Genomic DNA, 22,402 nt, shown 5'->3' on the forward strand with positions numbered 1-22,402 from the left:
CTGGGGCGCGCAGTTAGGAGAGCTGACCCGCTCCGGCTCCAGCATTCTGCCCGGTAGAGGCCTGCCGTTCTTCTTCGCTCATGGCAGCCCACCGTGGCGGGATGTAGATGCAGGTCGGGTCGGATGCGGTGTAATCCCCGGTCAACGCGTACGCTGTCGACCGGGACCCACCGCATACGCTGTGGTATTCACAGACGCTGCACTTTCCATGCCAATTGTCCGGATCGCGAAGGGCCTTGAACGCCGGCGAGTTCGAATAGATTTCCTGGAATGGCGTGGCCTTCACATTTCCGCAGTGAAGCGGCAGGAAGCCATTGGGGTAGACGTCGCCGATGTGGTCAATGAAGGCAAAACCTGACCCGGAATTGACGGCCATGGGGGAGCGCGGGCGACGTGGCTTTTCCGGCACAGCACCGAGCAGCTTTGTCGTTTCCTCGGTCAAGTAACGGTAGAGCTCGCCGCCCTCATAGGGTGGCAGCCCCTTTTCCTTCGCTTCCTCCTGCTGCATGACGACGCGCCGATACTGCGGCGCCTCCGTCGTCTTAATGGCAATTCGGTTGGACACATCAGACAACCAGTGCAGAACATCCTCGCGTTCCTCCGGTGACAATGCGCCCAAATCCGCACCGCGACCAGTGGGAACGAGGAAAAAGACGTACCACATCTTGGCCTGCATCTCCATGACGGTCTTCAGCAGCGCTGGCGCCTCATGAATATTTCCCTTGGTCAGGGTCGAGTTAATCTGCAGCCGGTAACCGGCCTCGTTGATGTGCGGAGCCATTTCGAGCGTCTTTTCAAAAGTGCCCGAAAATCCACGGAACTTGTCATGGGTCTGGGCAGTCGCGCCATCGAGCGACATGGACATCGCCTTGCCACCGGCCTCACGCAGTGACTGAATCCGCTCTGGCGTGAGCCGCGGCGTCACCGATGGAGATAGCGACATATTCAGGCCCTGCTCCGTGCCGAATCGCACCAATTCTTCCAGGTCATCACGCTCAAAAGGATCACCGCCGGTGAGCACTACAAGCGGCTTCGGCTTGCTATACGACGCCAAGGTCTCCAGCAGCATCTTGCCCTCGGTGGTCGAAAGCTGGTGAGGATGCGGCTCGTGCTGCGCATCTGCACGGCAGTGCTTGCAGACTAAGCCACAAGCCCGCGTGACCTCCCAAATGACAATAAATGGTTTCTTGTTGATGTCATGCCGAACCGTTCGCACCACCGGTGCGTGATGATTCCCATGGGAGCCATGGGCTTCAGGATCGACTTGGAAGTGAGCTTGCGGCGCAGGAGACACGGTAAAAGCACCCAATTTCCGGTTTCGAAGGCGTGCTGAAACGCAAATACAGTCACTTTTCACCCTATTCGGCTGCGCAGGAGACGTCGTCAAGCAATACCTAAAACGGGTGCAGGCGCCGTGGAATCCGTGGGAACCGCTAAACTTGCTGCCATGCGTATTTACCTTGGTGCAGACCACGCCGGTTTTGAGATGAAGAACCTGATTAAGGCCCACCTGGAGAAGGCTGGCCACGACGTCGTTGATTGCGGCGCTCACACCTACGACCCTGCAGATGATTACCCAGCATTCTGCATTGAGGCGGCTTCCCGTACCGTCGCTGATCCGGGCAGCCTGGGCATCGTGCTCGGCGGTTCCGGCAACGGCGAGCAGATTGCTGCTAACAAGGTCAAGGGCGCTCGTTGTGCGCTGGCTTGGTCGGTGGAGACCGCAAAGCTCGCCCGCGAGCACAACAATGCTCAGCTGATCGGCCTCGGCGGTCGTATGCACTCTGAGGAAGAGGCCCTGGCTATCGTCGATGCTTTCGTCTCCCAGCCGTGGAGCGAGGAGGAGCGTCACCAGCGCCGCATCGACATTCTGGCAGAGTACGAAAAGACTGGCGTTGCCCCGGAGCTGCCAGAAGCTTAAAGGGATTGCTGTTCGCTATCTGTTGATAGGAATAAAAAAGGGGTCTGGTTCCAGAAAACTCTGGGACCAGACCTTTTTTCATGTGTAGACGGAGTAGGAATTGTCGTATGACAAATCAAGAAGCGCATCGCCGAGTAACTGTTGTGCTATTCCCCGGGTTCGAGCTCTTGGACGTATTTGGACCGGTTGGCCTTTTTGGCCATGTCCCAGAGATTGAGGTCGAATATGTCGCCAACATTGCTGGTCCGATAACCAGCGCTCAGGGGGCGCAGGTTATCGCCACACGTTGTGCCACTGACCTCGAAACGGTCGATATTTTTCTAGTTCCTGGTGGAGCCGGGAGTAGAACACTAGTTGACGATGCAGAGTTTTTGGACTGGCTCAACAACCTCGGATCCCGGGCGCGGTTAGTGGCATCGGTTTGCACAGGTTCCGCACTGCTTGCTGCGGCTGGGCTTCTTGAAGGAAAGCGGGCAACTAGTAATAAGTTGGCTTTTGATTGGGCTACCTCGTTCGGAAACGAAGTGACGTGGGTGAAAGCGGCTCGATGGGTTGAAGACGGAGATCGCTGGAGCTCATCAGGAGTCGCAGCAGGTATGGATATGGCTGTTGCTTTAATTAGCAGCATCCTTGGCAAGGAAGCTGGTCGATTCGCCGCCAGAAAAATTGAGTATCGGCCTCAGACAGACGGCACTGTCGATCCTTTTGCGGATTTAGCGAAATAGCGGCGCCGGGCTTTTTCTAAATATCGAAACCGTCGAATCCGCCGTCGAAAAATCCGCCGCCGTCGAAAAATCCGCCGCCGTCGCCGCCACCGAAGAGGCCGTCGAAGAAGCCTCCGCCGTCGCCTGCGTCACCGGCATCTGCACCGCCGCCACCGAAGTCGCCGCCAAGGTCATCTCCACCGAAATCGTCGCCACCGAAGTCTTCGGCTCCAAAGTCCTCGGTGCCGCCGAAGTCGTCAGCGCCGGTGCCCATGCCGCTGGCGAACTCATCAGCGCCGTAGGCAACACCGGCCATACCGTGGAAGAGGGTAGAGAACAGCAGCATCGAGCCTGCGGTCCAGACACCGGTGCGGAGCGCGGACTTCCACCATGGCTCGGAGTACCAACCGGCCGGAACCGGACGGCCAGCGACACGACCACCGGGGTAGTAGTTCGGAGTTTCCGGGGTGGCGTATGGAGAGGCGGTAACCGAGTGGCCTTCGTGCTCAATGGTGCGAGTTTCGGTCACAGAACCAGCGGCCTTCTGCCCCTCCAGCGGTGGCAGTGTCGGCCCCGCCGGCAGGCCCATAATTTCGCGAGCCGCATTGATGTAGTGCAGGCCCTCCAGCGCCGATTCGCGGGCCATTCGCGCCTGTGCCGGGGTGCGCGCAGTAGAAATCTGCGAGGAAGCGGCATTGTAGCGCTCGGATGCGTCAGCAAGAGCCTGCGTGGAAGCCGAATCGGTGCCAGCCAGGTTCAATACCTGTGAGCCCAGTCGCTCAATCCAGCGGCGGGCGTCTGCGACGGCGTCTTCCAATTGATTGTTCTGGCGAGCATCAAAGGCCCTGTTAGAGCGGTTTTGAGCCATCGACGCGATGATAATTGCGCCGCCGACGGTGATCGCGATCAGGATTAAAGCCCCCATGGGCTAGGCCTCCAAAAAGGAAATTGCGGGTACTGCTTGTAATTACTTGAGATAACGCATGTAGAGCGAAAAAAGTTCCCGAGCTTACATATCTGTCCGACAGATGTAGCTCGGGAACCAGGAAATGATTGGGTATGGGTAGGTATCTATGATTCGGCGGAGTCGGTGCTCTTGGTGCGGCTCTTCCGATTGGCGTGCCATGCGCGAACTTCTTCGGAATCCCACAGGGTCAACCCATGAAGCTTCGCGACGGGTTCAGGAGCCTTCTTGCGGCCAGCGTAGCTGGTGAAAGTGCCACGTGCGGTGCCGGAAAAAGCAGCGCATTCGACCGCGGTCCATAGTTCGTGTCCAGTATCGGCATCGATAATGGTGGGCTTCATGGTGCCCAGAGTACCCGTAGCACTGGATCCTGAACAGAGGTCAGAAGAATTTCTGGTCCCCGGACGTCGGCTCAGAAAGTAAAAACCGGGAGCAATGCGCCCGGTTGCGTGGAGGGGATGACGGGAATCGAACCCGCGTCTTCAGCTTAGAAGGCTGACAAGTGGGGTTCCTAACGTGATTTTTGATTTTTTTTTGGGGGGGGACATCGTCAACAACGGGCCGGGGCTCCGATTCGTTCCAGGGGGAGCGGATTTTTCGCGAACGATCCGGTTGCTCTACTCGGTTGCTTTACGACGACCCCGTCGACGCGCGAAACCCATAATATTTTGTTTGAAAACCAAAAACTAGGCGTGATGTGTGACATAGGATGTCGGCATGTCAACCAATGTGCCTGCCAATGACCGAACTCTCCATCCTCAGCCGCGCACGTCGCCGCTCGCGAAGCCGTTGCATCACGACGTCGATCTGCGGGGTCTGCTGATCGGCACGGCGTCGGCCGCCGGGCAGATCGAGGGCGGTGACGAGAACAACGACTGGTTCGATTGGGCCCGCGAGCCCGGCAACATCGCCGATGGTTCGACCCCGCTGCGCGCCACCGACCACTGGAACCGGTGGCGGGAGGACAACGAGCTCATGGCGTCGCTGGGTCTGCCCATCGCTCGCATCGGCGTGGAGTGGGCGCGTATCGAACCGCGGCCGGGGGAGTTCGACCATGCGGTGCTGGATCGCTACCGTGAGGAGATTGCCGACCTGCGGGACAAGGGGATTCGTCCGCTGGTGACGCTCCATCACTTCGTCAATCCGCTCTGGTTCGCTCGGCGCGGCGGCTTCACCTCCGATGAATCGCCGGCGGCTTTCCTGCGCTATGCGGAGACGACCGTGCGGGCGCTCGACGACCTCGTCGACGAGTGGATCACCGTCAACGAGCCGAACGTGTACGCCACCCAGGCGCACATGTTCCGCTCGGGCCCGCCGGGCAACCGCTCGTGGGGCGACACGATGGCCGTGCTGCGCAACATGGCGGTGTCCCACATCCGCGGTTACGAGGTCATCCACGGCATCCAGGGGGATCGGGCGAAGGTCGGCATCGCCCACCACGCACGGGCGTTCGCGCCGCGCAATCCGCGCAACCCCATCCACCGCGGCCTGGCGCGGATCAATCGGCATCTGTTCCAGGACATCGTCGCCGACGCGCATCTGGCGGGGAAGTTCCATCCGCTGCTGGGCGGGGCGAAGGTCGGCCGCGGGTTGCCGTCGGGCCGCCACCACGACTTCCTGGGCCTGAACTACTACTCGCGCACGGCCGTCGACAAGTTCGACGACGGCACCTTCGTCGGGGCTCCGGTCAACGACCTCGGGTGGGAAATCCACCCCGAGGGCCTGGTCGAATGCGCCCGCGACCTGAACGAGCGTTTCGGCGGACCGGTCTGGATCACCGAAAACGGCACCTGCGATCTCGGCGATCTGGAGCTGTCGGTCGGTGGCGTGGACGCGGGCGTCGAAAAGCCGAATCCGGCCGGGGACTACGCCAACCCGGACGCCGGGGCTGCCGACCGCAGGCTGGAGTCGTTCCGGCCGCGGTTCATCCTGGAGCACCTGCGGGCCATCGCCGAGTCGGACGTGCCCATCGAGCGCTGGTACCACTGGTGCTTCGTGGACAACTGGGAATGGGCCGACGGCGAAGAGCCGCGATTCGGCATCGTCCACCTGGACTACGAGACGCAGGAACGGACGATGAAGCCGTCGGGCCACCTGCTGGCCGAGCTGGCCCGCACCGGGCGGATCACCCCGGAGCTGCACCGGCGCTACACCGCAGGCCGTCGTTACCCCGTCGCGGACGAACACACCGACCCCAACGTGCGGGCGCAGCCGCCGGAGCCGGATGGGGTGCAGGGATGAGCTCCTCCGAACACGCCGGCTCCTCCGAACGCGCCATCTCCGACGTCGGGCGTTTCACCGCCGACCCCGCCCAGCGCACGCCGGTGACCACCGGCTGGATCGTGCGGTACGGCCTGCTGTACCTGGGGCAGAACATCTCGTGGGCAGCGCCGACGCAGCTGTTGTTGGCGCAGCAGATCCTCATCTGGCATCCGGGGGAGAAGGAGGAGAAGTTCGCGCTCCTCATGGCGGTCGGCGGGTTCTTCTCCATCATCGGGCATCCGCTGGCCGGGTGGTTGTCGGACCGCACGGACACGCGCTGGGGCCGCCGCGCCCCGTGGATCCTCTTCGGCGGGCTGGCGGCGGCCGGGTCGCTGGTGTTCCTGGGCGCCGCGCCGGGCTTCATGGCGTTGACCATCGGGTGGGCGGTGTTCCAGCTGGCCATCGCGGCGTCAATCAACGCGGCCCAGGCGGTGGCGCCGGATACGGTGCCGGACAATCAGTACGGCGTGGTCTCGGGTGTGCTGGGGCTGACGTACACCCTCGGCGTGGTGCTGGGCACCGTCGTGGCCACGGTGTTCGACCTGGGGCTGGCGTACATCGTCACCGCGGCGCTGCTGCTGGTGCTCATCGGCCAGTTCCTGCCGGGCTTCCGCGACGTGTCCCGGGTGCGGTCGCAGGCGGCCGCATCTCCGGTGCTTGACGACGCCGGCGGGGACGCTGACGCCGTGGTGCCCGCCGTCGCCGAGGTGCCCGGAGGGCTCTACCGCGACTTCACGTGGGTGTTCATCGCCCGGTTCCTGGTGACCACGGGCAACTCGGTCGCGTTGTTCTACCTGTTCTATTACCTGCGCGATCACATCGGCCACCCCGATCCGGATGCCGGCGTGCTCGTCCTCACCGGCGCGTATGCCCTGTGCGTCATCGTCACCGCGATCCTGTCGGGCAAAGTGTCCGACAAGATGGGCAAGCGCCGGGTGTTCGTGGCGTTGTCGTCGATGGGCGTCGCCGGGGCCTGCGCGATCATGGCGTTCGCCGGGAGCTTCGCCATGGTCGTCGGCGCGGCGGTGCTGTTGGGTCTGTCGTGGGGCGTGTTCATGGCCGTCGATCAGGCCCTGATCAACCAGGTGCTGCCCAAGGCCGATGAGCGCGGGCGTGACGTGGGCGTCATGAACCTCGCCGTCGCCGGCCCGAACATGGCCGCCCCGGTGCTCGCCGCCTTCGCGTTGGCGAACCTCGGCGGGTACCCCGGCCTGTACGTTTTCGCGGGCGCGCTCACCGCCGTCGGTGCGGTGCTGGTGTACCGGGTGCGGTCCGTGCCCTGATCTCCGTGCGTTGAACAGCGTGCCTCCGGTGCCCTAATCTTCGTGCCTTGAACGGCGTGCGGTCGGCGTTACGGTTTGATACCGTTCGTTGCAGTCGATGAAAGGTGTTTATCCCCGTGCGCCCCACGAAGAAGTTGTCCCCCGCCGCATTCGGCGCAGCGTCCCCCGCCGTCTCCTCTGTGGAGACCGGTGCCGAGGCCCGGTCCGCGAGCCGAGTCTCAGCGGCCCCGTCGTCCCGGACGTCCTTCGTCCGCAGGGCGTTGGCCCCGGTCACGGCGCTCGCGCTGGCGGGCACGTTGCTGTCGGTGCCGCAGGCGTCGGCCGGCGGCTCCGCCGGTCCGGCCGATCTCGGCGGGTTGGACTGGGGCGCGTGCCCGACCGCGGCGATGACCGCGCCGGGCACCGTGTGCGCGGACATCGACGTGCCACGTGATTATTCCGACCCGGAGGGCGCGACGATTTCCCTCACTGTCAGCCGGGTTCCGGCGACGGGGGAGCGCCGTGGCGTCATCGCAGGCAATCCGGGCGGCCCCGGCGGCGACGCGTTGGGAATGTTCTCCGACGAGGCCGTGAGGATGCCGACCGCCGTCCGGGAGCACTTCGACCTCATCGCCGTCGAGCCGCGCGGCCTGGCCTGGGGCACCCCGCTGAACTGCAACGTGGCGGACATCCCGATGACGGGTCTGCTCTCCGGGCAGGTCGGCGCGATGTACGCCTCCTGCGAAGCCAACGAACCGGGATACGCGGCGACCATCACCACGGAGAACACCGCTCGCGATCTCAACCATGTCCGCGACGTGCTCGGCCAGGACGTCATGCACCTCTACGGCCTGTCCTACGGCACGGATCTGATGAGCACGTACGCGACCCTGTTCCCGGACAAGACGGGCCGGATGGTGCTGGATTCCTCGGTCGATCCTGCCGACCGTTACTTTCGGCTCGGAGACTCGCGCGAACCGTGGCGCCGCGAGGCTCTCAACGCGATGTTCCAGTGGATCGCCGACCGTGACGACGAGTACGGCCTGGGCACCACCGCCCTGCAGGTGTACGCGCGCTGGTCGCAGCGCATCAACGAGGAGGTTGGCGCGCCGGGTCAGGTCTACCCGCCGCCGACGCAGGTGGGCGACGTGCCCGCCGCCTTCGCCGACGACCCGGAGGCGTTCATGCAGCTGGCCGACGGCGTTCTGCCCGTCGCGTGGCGCAGCCATTCCTTCGCGGCGAACCTGATGCGCCCCGGCGCCGGCAATCAGTCGGTGCTGCTGCAGCAGACCTTCGCGGCGACGTACTCGGAGAGCATGTGGCCCGACATCGCCGACGCCGTGGTCACCGGCGAGGTGGAGACCCCCGAACTACCCGAGGGCGTGACCCCGGAAGACATGATGGCGCAGACCGAGGCGATGGGAACCATCGAGCGGGCGATCATCTGCAACGACAACGTCACCGCCGCCGACCCGTCCCGCATTCCCCGCACGTACCTCGACCAGTTCACCGGCGGCGACATCTTCCGCCTCAACGCCGATGCGCTGTCGTCGGGGCAGCTATGCCTCGGCTGGCCGGGGCAGGGCGCTGCCGTGGAACTCAGCGGCGACGCCCTCGAGTCGAAGCCGCTGCTGCTCCACTACGACCGCGATGCGGCGGTGACCGGCACGGGCGGCCGCGCGATGCAGGCGGTCATGGGCGGCGAGCTCATCGAGCTGCCGGGCCACGGCCACGGCGTGCTCGTCGCCCACAACGACGCCGACGAGATCGCCAACGTCGTCGCCGCCCACTACTTGGGCTGACCGGTCATGCCGGGCTGACCGGTCCGAGATTGGGCCGGCTACTTGCCCTTCGCCTCGTGGCCTTTCTGCCACTCGCGCACGTCGTCGGAGTTCCGCGGGTTCAGCCCGTGGAGCTTCGCCGCCGGCACCGGCGCTTTGCCACGGCCCGCATAGCTGGCGAACGTGCCGCGCGCGGTACCGGTGAACTCCGCGCATTCGGCGACGGTCCACAGCTCGACGCCGGTGTCCTTGTCGATGATGCGAGGATTCATGCCGCCGGGACTAGTTGTGCGTGACGACGGCAAAAGACCCGACATGACAGTGCCACCGACTTGTTACCGACGCTGTATGAAACCGTGACGCGCGCACGCGGTCGTGACATGCCTGTGACGGATTTCGGGACGGATCCCGTCAAAAAGAAGAACACCCTCCGACGCTGGCCGGAGGGTGCTTTCACATGGAGGGGATGACGGGAATCGAACCCGCGTCTTCAGCTTGGAAGGCTGAGGTATTAGCCACTATACGACATCCCCATAGACAGAAATCCGGCTTAGACGCTCAATCGTCTCCACCAGACCGTGTCTTGGTACAAGGCATATTAACCCGTTAACGCGCACATACAAAAATCGATGCCAGGTTTTTCTCGAAGGCTTTAAAGAAAAGTGGCTGTGGCCGGGAAAAACAGAAAATGAAGCTAAAGCAACGTGGGGTATGTGAAACAGGCGTATAGCCGTTGATTACACTGTCACACGACTCAACAAAGGGGCAGTCGTTTGAGAGGCTTCTTTGGGGAGTCGGCCGACGAATGGAGTGTTTGCAGTAAACGAAGCCGCCAAAAGCAGTGCCGAGGTGATGCAAACGCCCTGTGATATGCATGGTTTTCATGAAACCGGTAGTAGTTGGCAGGTTGGCTCTCGATGGCGTCGTAAAGCGTTTTCAGACAGAGCATTAGCCTGGTTGAACGCGTGGTTTTGTGATTTCATTAATCGTCAGGTAAATCTATACGGGTCCGTTGTGGAAACGCGATTTCGCGACTATGAGGGCCCCGGTGCAGATGCTCCAAAGGGGTTTCTGCTAGGTTTCGAATGACGCATACGGGGTATGGCGCAGCTTGGTAGCGCGTCCGCTTTGGGAGCGGAAGGCCGTGGGTTCAAATCCCGCTACCCCGACCAGTATCACGGGCACTCCCGTGGTCTATGAATTAATCATCGAGTTGCAGGAGAGTGCACCAGTGAAGTCTTCCGTTGAGAAGCTCAATGAGACCCGAGTGAAGATTACCGTCGAGGTCCCGTTTGACGAGCTGAAGCCAGAGTTCGACAACGCCTACAAGGCACTGGCTCAGCAGGTCCAGATTCCGGGCTTCCGTAAGGGCAAGGCACCGGCAAAGCTGATTGAGGCCCGCTTCGGCCGCGGCCCGATCCTGGAGCAGGTGCTCAACGACATGGTCCCGTCCCGCTACGACGAGGTCGTTCGCGAGGAGGACCTGAAGGTTATCGGTCAGCCTGAGGTCGACATCACCAAGCTGGAAGACGGCGAGCTCGTTGAGTTCACCGCTGAGGTCGACGTCCGTCCGGAGATTGAGCTGCCGAAGTTCGAGGACATCGCAGTTGAGGTTGATCCGCTGGTCGCCGACGACGAAGCTGTTGAGGCTGAGCTGCAGAACCTGCTCGCTCGTTTCGGCACCCTGACCGGCGTCGAGCGTGCAGTCGAAAAGGACGACTTCGTCTCCATCGACCTGTCCGCCACCATCGACGGCGAAGAGCTGGAAGAGGCCTCCACCGAGGGCCTGTCCTACCAGGTCGGCTCCGATGACCTGATTGACGGCCTGGATGACGCTGTTGTCGGCCTGTCCCAGGGCGAGTCCAAGGAGTTCACCACCAAGCTGGTTGCTGGCGAGCACGAGGGCGAGGACGCTCAGGTCACCGTTACCGTTCAGTCCGTCAAGGTCCGCGAGCTGCCGGAAGCTGACGACGACTTCGCTCAGATGGCTTCCGAGTTCGACACCATCGACGAGCTGAAGGAAGATTTGGCTCGCCAGGTTGAGAACACCAAGAAGGGTGAGCAGGCTCAGCAGGTTCGCGACAAGGTTCTGGCTGCCGCTATGGAGCAGACCACCATCGCTCTGCCGGAGGGTGTTGTCAAGGAGCAGGTCGAGGGCCAGCTGCAGCAGCTGCTGGGTCAGTTCGGCGGCGACGAGAAGGTTCTGAACTCCATGCTGGAGGCACAGGGCACCACCCGTGAGCAGTTCGACGAGGACTCCAAGAAGTCCGCTGAGGAAGCTGTCCGCACCCAGCTGTTCCTGGACGCACTGGCTGAAGAGATCCAGCCGGATGTTTCTCAGCAGGAACTCACCGACCACATCCTGTTCACTGCTCAGTCTTACGGCATGGACCCGAACCAGTTCATCCAGCAGATTCAGCAGTCCGGCCAGCTCGGCAACCTGTTCGCAGACGTTCGCCGCGGCAAGGCTCTGGCTACCTCGATCCTGAAGGCTTCCGCCAAGGACACCGAGGGCAACGAAATCGACCTGAACGAGTACTTCGGTGAGGTCGAGCCGGAGGCTGAGAAGGCTGAGTCCGACAAGGCTGAGGACACCTCCGCTGAGTAAGCCCCGCAATTAGCGCGGCGCGTTCGACATGACGCAACGCTTATAGCGAACAAGGGCCGTTCCCGAAACAAAGGGGCGGCCCTTTTCGTTACCCTCTAATGAACGACAAAACTCGCACACGTACGAAAAAGGAGTACACCGATGAGCGATAACGCCCAGATGTCGACGAACACGGTTTTCGACAAGCTGCTCAAGGAGCGCATTATTTGGCTGGGTGAGCAGGTCGACGACGAGATTGCCAACAAGCTCTGCGGTCAGATGCTGCTCCTGGCAGCTGAGGACCCAGAGGCGGATATCTCGCTGTACATCAACTCCCCGGGTGGCTCCGTCACCGCCGGCATGGCCATTTACGACACCATGCAGTTTGTTCCGTGCGACGTGGCTACCTACGGCATGGGCTTGGCAGCTTCCATGGGCCAGTTCCTGCTCGCCGCAGGTGCTAAGGGCAAGCGTTACGCGCTGCCGCACGCCCGCATTATGATGCACCAGCCATCTGCAGGTATCGGCGGAACCGCATCCGACATCACCATTCAGGCTGAGCAGTTCGCTGCCACCAAGAAGGAGATGGCTCGTCTGATCGCGCAGCACACCGGTCAGCCGGTTGAGCGCATTGAGGAAGACTCGGACCGCGACCGCTGGTTTACCGCAGCTGAGGCTAAGGAATACGGCCTGGTTGACCACGTCGTGACCGCCCTCAAGGACACCGCACGCTAAAAGCGGACAGTAGCGAATAATTAGAGGCGATTTAATCAACATGGAGATGAACAATATGCAGATGCCGCAGTCGCGCTACGTGCTTCCTTCTTTCGTGGAGCACTCCAGCTTTGGTGCTAAGGAATCCAACCCATACAACAAGCTCTTCGAAGAGCGCATTATCTTCCTCGGCTCCCAGGTCGACGATACTGCCGCTAACGACATCATGGCGCAGCTGCTGGTGCTCGAGGGGCTGGACCCGGATCGTGACATCACGATGTACATCAACTCCCCAGGTGGCTCCTTCACGTCGCTGATGGCCATCTACGACACGATGCAGTACGTGCGTCCCGACGTGCAGACGGTGTGCCTGGGCCAGGCTGCTTCCGCGGCAGCCGTCCTGCTCGCTGCGGGTGCACCGGGTAAGCGTGCAGCTCTGCCGAATGCGCGCGTGCTCATTCACCAGCCGGCCACCCAGGGTATCCAGGGCCAGGTTTCCGACCTGGAGATTCAGGCGAACGAGATCGAGCGCATGCGCAAGCTGATGGAGGAGACTCTGGCTCGCCACTCCGGTCGCACTGCAGAGCAGATCCGCAAGGACACCGACCGTGACAAGATCCTGACCGCTGAAGAGGCCGTCGAGTACGGCATCATCGACCAGGTCTTCGAGTACCGCAAGCACAACGCTTAAAAGGGGACATGGTCTCTCTGGCGTGCTGCGCACTGGCCGTCGTAAAGCGCCGAGCGAGATTGCGTGAAATTCGCCTCGCCCTGGCGTGGAAGCCGGTAATTGCGCACACTCACGGTAGGCTGGTCTGAAGCAATTATTGGCAACGAAGCGGAAAGGCGGCGGCGGGAGCCTCATGGCGCGTATGCAAGAAAGTGCGGATTTGCTGAAGTGCTCTTTCTGTGGAAAGAGTCAGAAGCAGGTCAAGAAGCTGATTGCCGGACCTGGTGTGTACATCTGTAATGAGTGCATCGAGCTCTGCAACGAGATCATCGAAGAGGAGCTCAACACCGGCGGCGAGGCAACTGGCAACGACGACCGCCTGCCGCGGCCGATGGAAATTCGAGACTTCCTCGATGAGTACGTCATCGGCCAGGACATGGCTAAGCGCACCCTAGCGGTAGCGGTCTACAACCACTACAAGCGCCTTCGTGCTGCGGAGACCAAGTCGGACAACGACGTCGAGCTGCAGAAGTCGAACATCCTCTTGCTGGGGCCGACTGGCTGCGGCAAGACGTACCTCGCGCAGACACTGGCTCGCAAGCTGGATGTGCCGTTCGCGATTGCTGACGCCACCAGCCTGACCGAGGCCGGCTATGTCGGTGAGGACGTGGAGAACATCCTGCTGAAGCTGCTGCAGGCGACTGATTTCGACGTCGAGAAGGCACAGCGCGGCATCATTTACGTCGATGAGATTGACAAGATTTCGCGCAAGTCCGAGAACACTTCCATCACTCGCGATGTCTCCGGTGAAGGTGTGCAGCAGGCGCTGCTGAAGATTCTCGAGGGAACCGTAGCCGCCGTGCCCCCGCAGGGTGGGCGCAAGCTGCCGAACCAGGAGTTCATTCAGTTCGACACTTCCAACGTCCTGTTCATCGTCGCCGGTGCGTTTGCCGGTCTGGAAAAGGTCGTTCAGGAGCGAGTCGGCAAGAAGGGCCTGGGCTTCGGAGCAGATGTCACCTCGGCTAACGACGAGGACATGAAGGATCCATTCCGCGACGTGCTGCCGGAGGACCTCGTTCGATTCGGCCTGATTCCCGAGTTCATTGGCCGCCTGCCCGTTATCGCATCGGTCACCAACCTCGATGAGGACGCGCTGGTTCGCGTACTCACCGAGCCCAAGAACTCCCTGGTCCGCCAATACCAGCACCTGTTCGACATGGATGGTGTGCGCCTCACCATCGACGACGAGGCACTGCGCGCCATTGCTGCCAAGGCGATTAGCCGCAATACCGGCGCCCGTGGTCTGCGCGGCATCATGGAAGAAATCTTGGTTCCCGTGATGTTCGACGTACCAGAGCGTGACGACGTTGCGGAGGTCATTGTCCACAAGGAATGCATCACGGACGGTGCAGCGCCAGAACTCGTTGAACGCAGCGCGGACAAGAAGACTGCGTAAAGGTAGCTGAAAACCCGGTTAGAGCGCCTGCTCTAACCGGGTTTTGATGTCTGTGTGGAGCCCTAGTCGTCCATGCCGTAGATGTCGCGGTAATCCGGGGCATCATCAGCAGCCAAGTCCTGAGTCTCTGGGTTGGGCTGATCGCCATAGACCTCTGCGCCAAGCGCGGACGAGTTCGCGCCATGGGAGGCCAGCAAGGAAGTGTACGAGCTTCCCGGTTCGTTGCGAGGCGAGGATGTCAACAGGCTGGTCACGGTGTCCTGTGCGAACTCACGCAGCTTGTCCGACAGCACCGTCGACTGCATTTCAATGCCGTAGAGGTTTTCAAAAGTCCGTTGGTGCAGGGTGGGGAAGGTGGCCAGTGAGAGCACGAGAATATAAAGATCAAGTGCGGAAATGTCAGTGCGGAATGCACCGTAATCGCGGCCGAGCAACAAGATGCGGTCAAACTCCAAAACAATTGGGCTCTGACCACCAAGCCCAGTCACGCCTTCTAGCGGCAGGACCGGATGTAGGTTTTCCTGGATGATGAACCGCACGGCGAGCGGGTTCGCCGAGAAGTAGTCATAGATAACACCGACCACATGCTGCAGGGCTTCCACCGGCACATTGGAGTGCGGGCGCAGGTCGTCGTCGTCAGGCCTTACGGTCTCCAGCACATGTGCCCACGTCGCCCTGTAGAGTCCCAACTTGTCACCACAGTGGTAGTGAAGCATGCGCTTGGAGACACCAGAGGCGGCAGCAATGGCATCCAAACGGGCATCTGCATACCCCTTTGCGGTGAATTCTTGAAGTGCTGCCACCAAGACTGCATGGGGGATTGCATCAGAGGAGCCTGGAGACTTCATGAAAATCCTTTGCTTGGACTAGAGAGAGACTAAGGGGTTTTGGCTATCTAACGGGGGTGAAATTGGTCAGTCGCGGACTTCTTTCTAGTGAAATGAGTACACGACCGTAAGTCATGCCTAATGCTATCCGTTTTTCAGAAATGGCCTGAGCGCATCGCCCCCGTCTGCGCCAATTCTGTAGTCGCATTAGAGTGGGCAGCGAATTGATTCTCTCTCGAGAAAGGCCTGAAGTGAACAAGACTCCCGTAAAGGTTGCAGTTACCGGCGCCGCCGGACAGATCGCTTACTCCCTGCTCTTCCGCATTGCCAGCGGTTCGGTTTTCGGCCCTGAGACCCCGGTTGAGTTGAACCTGCTGGAGATCACTCCGGCGCTGCACGCCACCGAAGGCGTCGCCATGGAGCTGTTTGACTCCGCCTTCCCGCTTCTGACTGGCATCAACATCACCGATGATCCGGCAAAGGCATTCGACGGTGCCAACGCCGCATTCCTGGTCGGTGCAAAGCCGCGCGGCAAGGGCGAGGAGCGCTCCGCACTGCTGGGTGCCAACGGCAAGATCTTCGGTCCGCAGGGTGCCGCACTGAACGATCATGCAGCAGACGACATCAAGGTTCTGGTTGTCGGCAACCCGGCCAACACCAACACCATGATTGCCGCTTCCCACGCTAAGGACATCCCGGCAGAGCGCTTCACTGCCATGATGCGCCTGGACCACAACCGTTCCCTGTCCCAGCTGTCGCAAAAGATTGGTGTTCCGACCACTGAGATCAAGAACATGATCGTCTGGGGTAACCACTCCGCAGACCAGTTCCCGGACATCACCTACGCCACCATTGCAGGCGAGAAGGTCTCCGACAAGGTTGACGCTGCATGGGTCGAGCAGGACTTCATCCCGCGTGTCGCCAAGCGTGGCGCAGAAATCATCGAGGTCCGCGGTTCTTCCTCCGCAGCTTCCGCTGCAGCTGCCGCAGTTGACCACATGCGTGACTGGGTGACGGGTACCCCAGAGGGCGAGTGGGTCTCTGTCGCACTTCCGTCCGATGGCTCCTACGGCATCGACGAGGGCCTGGTTGCTGGTGTTCCGTGCTACGCCAAGGACGGCGAGTGGGTTCGCGTTGAGGGCCTGGATCTCTCCGAGGTGCAGCGCGCTGGCATCGAGCGCAACGTCAAGGCACTGCGCGAAGAGCGCGACGCAGTTAAGGACCTGCTGGTCTAAGGGTCGCTTAACGCCTGTTTAAAGGTGCCCTCTTGTGATGGTTTCACAAGAGGGCACCTTTTCATTTACTGCGGTAATCGCAGATTGGCTCGGGGCGTGAGTAAAGCTTGAATTCGGCGGTGCGTAAGTCGCCGATAGCAGATATGGGTTGGGGCGCAAGGGTCGTCGTAAAGCCCCTGGAAAAACAAATCCGGGCAAGGCGCTAAGATGTGACGCGTGACTGAGAACAACGTGGACCTAAACAGAGCAGATAAGTTGCCCAAGTCGTGGAACCCGGCTGACGTGGAGTCGGACCTGTACCAGGGCTGGGTAGACGCTGGCTATTTCGAGGCTGATCCGTCTAGCTCCAAGCCGGCTTACTCTATTGTGCTGCCCCCGCCGAATGTGACGGGTCAGCTGCACATGGGCCACGCATTGGACCACACTTTGATGGATGCGCTGGTGCGCCGTAAGCGCATGCAGGGCTACGAGGTGCTGTGGCTGCCGGGTATGGACCACGCGGGTATCGCAACGCAGACCAAGGTCGAGGCGATGCTGAAGGAGTCCGAAGGCAAGGACCGCTTCGATTATGGCCGCGAGGAGTTCGTGGAGAAGGTCTGGGAGTGGAAGCACGATTACGGCGGACGTATCGGCAACCAGATGCGCCAGATTGGTGACTCCCTGGATTGGTCCCGTGAGCGCTTCACTCTGGACGAGGGCCTGTCCCGTGCGGTTCAGACGATTTTTAAGGAACTGTTTGACCGCGGCCTGATTTACCGCGCCAAGCGCATGGTCAACTGGTCGCCAGTGCTGCAGACTGCAATCTCGGATATTGAGGTCAAGTACGAGGACGCTGAAGGCGAGCTCGTGTCTTTCCGCTACGGCGATGGGGAGGACTCCATTGTTGTGGCGACGACTCGTGTGGAGACGATGCTGGGTGACGTGGCAATTGCCGTGCACCCGGAGGATGAGCGCTACACGCACCTGGTGGGCAAGGTTCTGGACCACCCGTTCCGCGAGGACCTGAAGATTCAGGTCATCGCCGATGACTACGTGGACCGCGAGTTCGGTACCGGCGCGGTGAAGATCACGCCGGCGCACGATCCGAATGACTTCGCCATGGGCCAGCGCCACGACCTGGATATGCCGGAGGTCATGGACACCACTGGCCGTATCTTCAACACCGGCACGCGTTTCGACGGCATGGATCGTGCAGAAGCCCGTACTGCGCTGACGGAGGCGCTGCGTGAGCAGGGACGCATTGTCAAGGAGATTCGCCCGTACGTTCACTCGGTTGGTCACTCGGAGCGCTCGGGTGAGCCGATTGAGCCGCTGCTGAGCTTGCAGTGGTTCGTTAAGGTCGATGAGCTGGCCAAGATGTCTGGCGATGCTGTTCGCGAGGGCGACACGGTTATTCACCCGGCTTCGCAGGAGCCGCGCTGGTTCGACTGGGTCGATGACATGCACGACTGGTGTATCTCCCGCCAGCTGTGGTGGGGCCACCGCATCCCGATCTGGTACGGCCCGAATGGCGAGGTCGTCTGTGTCGGCCCGGATGATGAGGTCCCGACGGGCGAGGGCTGGACGCAGGATCCGGACGTGCTGGATACCTGGTTCTCCTCTGCGCTGTGGCCGTTTTCCACGATGGGTTGGCCGGACGCCACCCCAGAGCTGGAGAAGTTCTACCCGACATCCGTGCTGGTCACCGGCTACGACATTCTGTTCTTCTGGGTCGCGCGCATGATGATGTTCTCGACCTTTGCTGCCACCCTGCCTGATTCACCGCTGGGTAAGGGCCGCGACGGTCGTCCGCAGGTGCCGTTCAAGGATGTCTTCCTGCACGGTCTGGTCCGCGATGAGCAGGGTCGCAAGATGTCGAAGTCTCTCGGTAACGGCATTGACCCGCTGGACTGGGTGCGTGACTACGGTGCGGACGCACTTCGCTTCACGCTGGCTCGTGGCGCTAACCCGGGCTCTGACCTGCCGGTCGGTAACGACGCCGCACAGAGCTCCCGTAACTTCGCTACCAAGCTGTTCAACGCCACCCGCTTTGCGCTGATGAACGGTGCCCACGTGGGCGAGCTGCCGGACCGTGACCAGCTCACCGACACCGACCGCTGGATCTTGGACCGCCTGGAACAGGTCCGCGCCGAAGTCGACTCTGCGCTGGATAAGTACGAGTTCTCCAAGGCCAACGAGGCCCTCTACCACTTCGCATGGGACGAGGTCTGTGACTGGTACCTGGAGATGACCAAGGTTGACTTCCCACGCCTGAATGACGGCGAGACCATGACCGAGGAGCAGGCCGCCCGCGCCGCCTCTACTCGTCTGGTTCTAGGCCGCGTGCTGGATACGCTGCTGCGTCTGCTGCACCCGTCCATGCCTTTCGTCACGGAGACGCTGTGGAAGGCGCTTACCGACGGCGCGGAGGGCTTCGAGGACTCTCTGGTTATTTCCGCCTGGCCGGATGCAACCATGACCACCGACAGCGCTGCTGTCGACGAGGTTGCCGCACGTCGTATTGCCGATGCCCAGAAGTTGGTTACCGAGCTGCGTCGTTTCCGCAATGATCAGGGTGTGAAGCCGTCGCAGCGCGTGCCGGCACGCATGAACCTGGCGGATGCTGATCTGACTGCTCAGGAAGAGATGATTCGTTCGCTGGCTCGTGCTGAGGCGCCGGAGGATGGATTCACCGCTACCGCTTCCATTGAGGTGCGCCTGTCTCAGGCCACTGTCCTGATCGAGCTGGATACCTCCGGCACCGTCGACGTGGCCGCTGAACGCAAGCGCCTGGAAAAGGACTTGGCCAAGGCGGAGAAGGAACTGGCCGGCACCGAGAAGAAGCTCGGCAACGAGGCCTTCCTGTCCAAGGCTCCGGAGCAGGTCGTGGAGAAGATTAAGACTCGCCACCAGTTCGCACTGGAGGAGATTGACCGTATTAAGGCTCGTTTGGAGGGACTTCCGCAGGCATGACCGATCCACGGGATGCTGAACCACGTGATGAGGCCGCAGGCGAGATTCGTTTGAATCTTGGCGGCGAGGACGATTCGGTGACGCAGGAAGAGTCTGCGATGCGAGAAGAGTCCACCGCAGCGCCTGAGTTCGAATTCGATCCGGCTGACTCTCAGATCGTCGAGGACCTCGAACCTCGTGAAATCGCCGGTGTGATGGCTGATGGCCGCATGCCCGATGACATGCGTCTCGGTGAGGTCTCCGTGTCCGAGGAGGGTCTGAGCCTGCCCGTTGACGTGGACCGCCCAGTCAACGAGCCAGCTCCGCTGGAGGCCACCGCAGAGGAGCTGCGCGAACTCGCAGAGGTGGAAGCCGAGCTGGATCAGCGCTGGCCGGAGACCAAGATTGACCCATCGCTCGAGCGGATCGAGCTGTTGATGGACATCCTTGGCCATCCCGAGCGTGCCACTCCGGTCATTCACGTTGCCGGCACGAATGGCAAGACTTCCACTGTGCGCATGATTGAATCGCTGGTGCGCGCTCTCGGTCGTCGCACCGGCCGCACCACCAGTCCGCATCTGCAGCTGGTTACCGAGCGCATCGCCATCGATGGCCAGCCCATTCATCCACGCGATTACGTGCGCATCTGGCGCGAGATTCAGCCCTACGTGGAAATGGTTGACGCCAAGTCCGCCGAAAAGGGCGGCCCACAGATGAGCAAGTTCGAGGTTCTCACGGCCATGGCCTACGCTGCCTTCGCCGACGCTCCTGTTGATGTCGCCGTGGTGGAAGTCGGCATGGGTGGCACATGGGATGCGACCAACGTGGTGGAGGCCGACGTGGCAGTCATCTGCCCAATCGGTCTCGATCACACGGAGTACCTCGGAGATACCCTGGCTGAAATCGCTTCTGAGAAGGCCGGCATCATCAAGTCGCGGTGGAATAAGGACGACTTGCTCACGCCACCGGACAATGTCGCCATTGTCGGCGAGCAGGAACCGGAAGCCATGGACGTCGTTTTGCGCCGTGCCGTGGAAATGGACGCCTCCGTCGCCCGCGCTGGAGTTGAGTACGGCGTCGTCAGTCATCAGCTGGCGGTCGGCGGGCAGAACCTGACGCTCAAGGGCCTGGCCGGCGAGTATGACGACATCCATCTGCCGCTGCACGGTCCGCATCAGGCGCGTAACGCAGCCACAGCACTGGCTGCGGTGGAGGCGTTCTTCGGCGCAGGTCCGGGGCGTCCGCTCAACATTGATGCGGTTCGCGAAGGCTTTGCGACGGTCGCATCGCCCGGCCGCCTGGAGCGCGTGCGCTCGACCCCGACGGTGTTCATCGATGCCGCCCACAATCCGCACGGTGCCCGTGCGCTACGCACGGCCCTCTCCGCTGAGTTCGACTTCCGCCGTGTCATCGGTGTGCTGTCGGTGCTGGGGGAGAAGGATGCTCGTGGGCTGCTGGTGGAGCTGGAGCCCTACTTCGAAGAAGTGGTTATTACCCAGAACACCTCGCCGCGTGCGCTGCACTACGACGACCTGGCTGACCTCGCGGAGGAGATTTTCGGCGAGGAGCGCGTGCATCGCGTGCCAACTCTGCCGTCCGCCGTTGAGCTAGCTGTCGCGCTGGCTGAGGAAACCGACACCGGAGACGGTATTGTCTCTGGTTCCGGTGTGATCGTCACTGGATCTGTTGTCACTGCGGGCGAAGCCCGGACACTATTTGGAAAGGACCCGCAATGAGCGAATCTCAGGCGAGCCAGCCACAGGGCAATAGCGCGGAGGACTACACCGCTGCCGACCGCGAGGCTCTGCGCGCCTACCGCGAGGGGCGTGACCTGAGTGAGGGCGGCAAGTATGGCCCGCTCGGTGCGGGACACGATCCGGCTAAGGACCCGCTGAAGGGTCTGCGTGGTGTTATGTCCGGCACGCTGATTATGCAGGCTATTTCGGTGCTGCTTGGTCTGACTGTGGTCACGCGCATTCCCGACGGCCAGATTAACCAGACCTTTTCGGTTACGTACATCACCATCCTGGGCCTGGCTCTGATTGCGATGGCTTTCCTGCAGAAGCAGCCCTGGGCACTGAAGGCGAACATTGTGCTGCAGGTCTTTGGTGTACTGGCTATCTTCACGCATGTGTCCATGGGCGTGGTGGGTATCTTCTTCGCACTAGTTTGGGCCTACATTCTGCACCTGCGGAAGAACCTCCTCCAGCGTATGGAGCGCGGTCTGTTGACCACCCAGCACTCGTAAGTCTCCCGCGCTCGTAGTCGCGACTTTCACCCCGCTGTACCACCACTCCGGTGCAGCGGGGTTTGTCATAGTATGATGCTCACCATGACTGAACGTACTCTTATTCTGATCAAGCCAGACGGCGTTTCCCGCGGTCTGGTCGGCGAAGTTATCTCCCGCATCGAGCGCAAGGGCCTGAAGCTGGTCGCGCTTGACCTCCGTGTTGCTGACGAGGCAACTGCGAAGGAGCACTACGCAGAGCACGTCGATAAGCCGTTCTTTGGTGAGCTGGTTGATTTCATCACCTCTGCACCGCTGGTCGCTGGTGTTATCGAGGGCCCGAACGCGATCGCTGCTTGGCGTCAGCTCGCTGGCGGCACCAACCCGGTTGAGGCCGCAACCCCGGGCTCCATCCGCGGTGACTTCGCACTTGAGGTTGCTAACAACGTTGTTCACGGTTCCGATTCTCCGGAGTCCGCTGAGCGCGAGATTGGTATTTGGTTCCCGAACCTCTAAACGTTGACGGTTCAGCATTGACCCGTGAGCGTTGAACTGGCGCCGAACTGAGCAAGCAATTGTTTGCCGGTTCGGCGCTTTTTGCTTGTCGACGACCGTGGGGCGGCCCTTCAGCGGGCTGCACGCGTGAATGCGGGCACGGGCTGCAAATGTGAAACTGTAGGAGTTTATGACACTTTCCGGCGGTAGGTTCAGGCCATTTTTGTCATAAACGCAGTCAGTAACTCGGATTGGCCCGCCGCCGCCAATGTCGGTGCGCGCCACCTGCTCGATATGTGCGACAATGGACAGCAGCAGTTGTGCCCGGGAGTTCGCTCCGGTGGATGAAATATTCCGCATGTGATC

19 protein-coding genes and 2 tRNA genes are annotated in these 22,402 nt (G+C 61.4%); 15 read left to right on the forward strand and 6 right to left on the reverse strand.

All coding sequences use genetic code 11. The annotated features are described in order from the left end of the window. Positions 1 to 13: 13 nt before the first annotated feature. Positions 14 to 1,219, reverse strand: a complete 1,206-nt coding sequence (locus tag QP978_RS05785; RefSeq protein ID WP_042388514.1) for a TIGR04053 family radical SAM/SPASM domain-containing protein — start codon at positions 1,217 to 1,219, stop codon at positions 14 to 16. 228 nt (positions 1,220 to 1,447) lie between these two features. On the opposite strand from QP978_RS05785, the gene QP978_RS05790 reads away from it, so the two are divergent. Both QP978_RS05790 and QP978_RS05795 read left to right on the forward strand, forming a co-directional pair. After that, the gene (locus QP978_RS05790) at positions 1,448 to 1,921 is read left to right on the forward strand and encodes a ribose-5-phosphate isomerase (protein ID WP_005511109.1); all 474 of its coding nucleotides are present in this window, start codon (positions 1,448 to 1,450) and stop codon (positions 1,919 to 1,921) included. Positions 1,922 to 2,028: 107 nt separating this feature from the next. Next, the gene (locus tag QP978_RS05795; protein ID WP_284856952.1) at positions 2,029 to 2,646 is read left to right on the forward strand and encodes a DJ-1/PfpI family protein; all 618 of its coding nucleotides are present in this window, start codon (positions 2,029 to 2,031) and stop codon (positions 2,644 to 2,646) included. Positions 2,647 to 2,662: 16 nt separating this feature from the next. On the opposite strand, the gene QP978_RS05800 is transcribed toward QP978_RS05795, so the two are convergent. Together QP978_RS05800 and QP978_RS05805 are read right to left on the reverse strand one after the other, a co-directional pair. Then, positions 2,663 to 3,550 carry a DUF1542 domain-containing protein gene (locus tag QP978_RS05800; protein WP_284856953.1) on the reverse strand — a complete coding sequence of 296 codons (888 nt, stop codon included), beginning with the start codon at positions 3,548 to 3,550 and terminating at the stop codon, positions 2,663 to 2,665. Between the two features lie 146 nt (positions 3,551 to 3,696). Beyond that, the gene (locus QP978_RS05805) at positions 3,697 to 3,930 is read right to left on the reverse strand and encodes a hypothetical protein (RefSeq protein WP_048734899.1); all 234 of its coding nucleotides are present in this window, start codon (positions 3,928 to 3,930) and stop codon (positions 3,697 to 3,699) included. A 376-nt stretch (positions 3,931 to 4,306) separates the two neighbouring features. Here QP978_RS05805 and QP978_RS05810 point away from each other — a divergent pair, with 376 nt between their 5' ends. The 3 genes from QP978_RS05810 (at position 4,307) to QP978_RS05820 (ending at position 8,915) form a co-directional block, all read left to right on the forward strand. After that, positions 4,307 to 5,830, forward strand: a complete 1,524-nt coding sequence (locus tag QP978_RS05810; RefSeq protein WP_049170990.1) for a glycoside hydrolase family 1 protein — start codon at positions 4,307 to 4,309, stop codon at positions 5,828 to 5,830. Further along, positions 5,827 to 7,134, forward strand: a complete 1,308-nt coding sequence (locus tag QP978_RS05815; protein ID WP_016422298.1) for an MFS transporter — start codon at positions 5,827 to 5,829, stop codon at positions 7,132 to 7,134. Before QP978_RS05810 ends, QP978_RS05815 begins: the two co-directional genes overlap by 4 nt. 260 nt (positions 7,135 to 7,394) lie before the next feature. Beyond that, complete coding sequence (locus QP978_RS05820) at positions 7,395 to 8,915, forward strand: alpha/beta fold hydrolase (protein WP_126107929.1); 1,521 nt, start codon at positions 7,395 to 7,397, stop codon at positions 8,913 to 8,915. A gap of 38 nt (positions 8,916 to 8,953) precedes the next feature. Here the strand turns inward: QP978_RS05820 and QP978_RS05825 are convergent, their stop codons facing one another. Together QP978_RS05825 and QP978_RS05830 are read right to left on the reverse strand one after the other, a co-directional pair. Then, positions 8,954 to 9,166: a hypothetical protein gene (locus tag QP978_RS05825; protein ID WP_042388516.1), complete on the reverse strand. Its 213-nt coding sequence runs from the start codon at positions 9,164 to 9,166 to the stop codon at positions 8,954 to 8,956. A gap of 186 nt (positions 9,167 to 9,352) precedes the next feature. After that, a tRNA-Gly gene (locus QP978_RS05830) sits at positions 9,353 to 9,427 on the reverse strand. Between the two features lie 562 nt (positions 9,428 to 9,989). On the opposite strand from QP978_RS05830, the gene QP978_RS05835 reads away from it, so the two are divergent. The 5 genes from QP978_RS05835 (at position 9,990) to clpX (ending at position 14,321) form a co-directional block, all read left to right on the forward strand. After that, positions 9,990 to 10,066: transfer RNA gene (locus tag QP978_RS05835), tRNA-Pro, on the forward strand. Continuing rightward, complete coding sequence (gene tig / locus QP978_RS05840; RefSeq protein WP_101687704.1) at positions 10,039 to 11,502, forward strand: trigger factor; 1,464 nt, start codon at positions 10,039 to 10,041, stop codon at positions 11,500 to 11,502. Before QP978_RS05835 ends, tig begins: the two co-directional genes overlap by 28 nt. 141 nt (positions 11,503 to 11,643) lie before the next feature. Further along, a complete protein-coding gene (locus tag QP978_RS05845; protein ID WP_016422302.1) occupies positions 11,644 to 12,216 on the forward strand; it encodes an ATP-dependent Clp protease proteolytic subunit in 573 nt (190 codons plus the stop codon). A 46-nt stretch (positions 12,217 to 12,262) separates the two neighbouring features. Next, positions 12,263 to 12,886 carry an ATP-dependent Clp protease proteolytic subunit gene (locus QP978_RS05850; RefSeq protein ID WP_369707172.1) on the forward strand — a complete coding sequence of 208 codons (624 nt, stop codon included), beginning with the start codon at positions 12,263 to 12,265 and terminating at the stop codon, positions 12,884 to 12,886. A gap of 172 nt (positions 12,887 to 13,058) precedes the next feature. After that, positions 13,059 to 14,321 (forward strand): ATP-dependent Clp protease ATP-binding subunit ClpX, encoded by a 1,263-nt coding sequence (gene clpX / locus QP978_RS05855; protein WP_049190865.1) that lies wholly within the window; start codon positions 13,059 to 13,061, stop codon positions 14,319 to 14,321. 62 nt (positions 14,322 to 14,383) lie between these two features. Here clpX and QP978_RS05860 read toward each other — a convergent pair whose 3' ends face one another. Beyond that, positions 14,384 to 15,169, reverse strand: coding sequence for a TetR/AcrR family transcriptional regulator (locus QP978_RS05860; protein WP_049190863.1), 786 nt, complete (start codon positions 15,167 to 15,169; stop codon positions 14,384 to 14,386). A 230-nt stretch (positions 15,170 to 15,399) separates the two neighbouring features. On the opposite strand from QP978_RS05860, the gene QP978_RS05865 reads away from it, so the two are divergent. The 5 genes from QP978_RS05865 to ndk all read left to right on the forward strand — a co-directional run bounded on the left by QP978_RS05865 (position 15,400) and on the right by ndk (position 22,057). After that, on the forward strand, positions 15,400 to 16,383 hold the full coding sequence (locus tag QP978_RS05865) for a malate dehydrogenase (protein ID WP_038628100.1): 984 nt from the start codon (positions 15,400 to 15,402) through the stop codon (positions 16,381 to 16,383). 216 nt (positions 16,384 to 16,599) lie between these two features. Continuing rightward, positions 16,600 to 19,335: a valine--tRNA ligase gene (locus tag QP978_RS05870; protein WP_256885383.1), complete on the forward strand. Its 2,736-nt coding sequence runs from the start codon at positions 16,600 to 16,602 to the stop codon at positions 19,333 to 19,335. Between the two features lie 209 nt (positions 19,336 to 19,544). Beyond that, on the forward strand, positions 19,545 to 21,050 hold the full coding sequence (gene folC, locus QP978_RS05875; protein ID WP_246839550.1) for a bifunctional tetrahydrofolate synthase/dihydrofolate synthase: 1,506 nt from the start codon (positions 19,545 to 19,547) through the stop codon (positions 21,048 to 21,050). Further along, positions 21,047 to 21,562, forward strand: a complete 516-nt coding sequence (locus QP978_RS05880) for a DUF4233 domain-containing protein (protein WP_070595796.1) — start codon at positions 21,047 to 21,049, stop codon at positions 21,560 to 21,562. The genes folC and QP978_RS05880 overlap by 4 nt, the downstream gene beginning before the upstream one ends. Before the next feature lie 84 nt (positions 21,563 to 21,646). Continuing rightward, complete coding sequence (gene ndk / locus QP978_RS05885) at positions 21,647 to 22,057, forward strand: nucleoside-diphosphate kinase (protein WP_038629458.1); 411 nt, start codon at positions 21,647 to 21,649, stop codon at positions 22,055 to 22,057. Positions 22,058 to 22,402 lie beyond the last annotated feature (345 nt).

The sequence above is a fragment of the Corynebacterium sp. MSK035 genome (genome assembly GCF_030232615.1).
GTDB classification, from domain to species: Bacteria; Actinomycetota; Actinomycetes; order Mycobacteriales; family Mycobacteriaceae; genus Corynebacterium; species Corynebacterium jeikeium_D.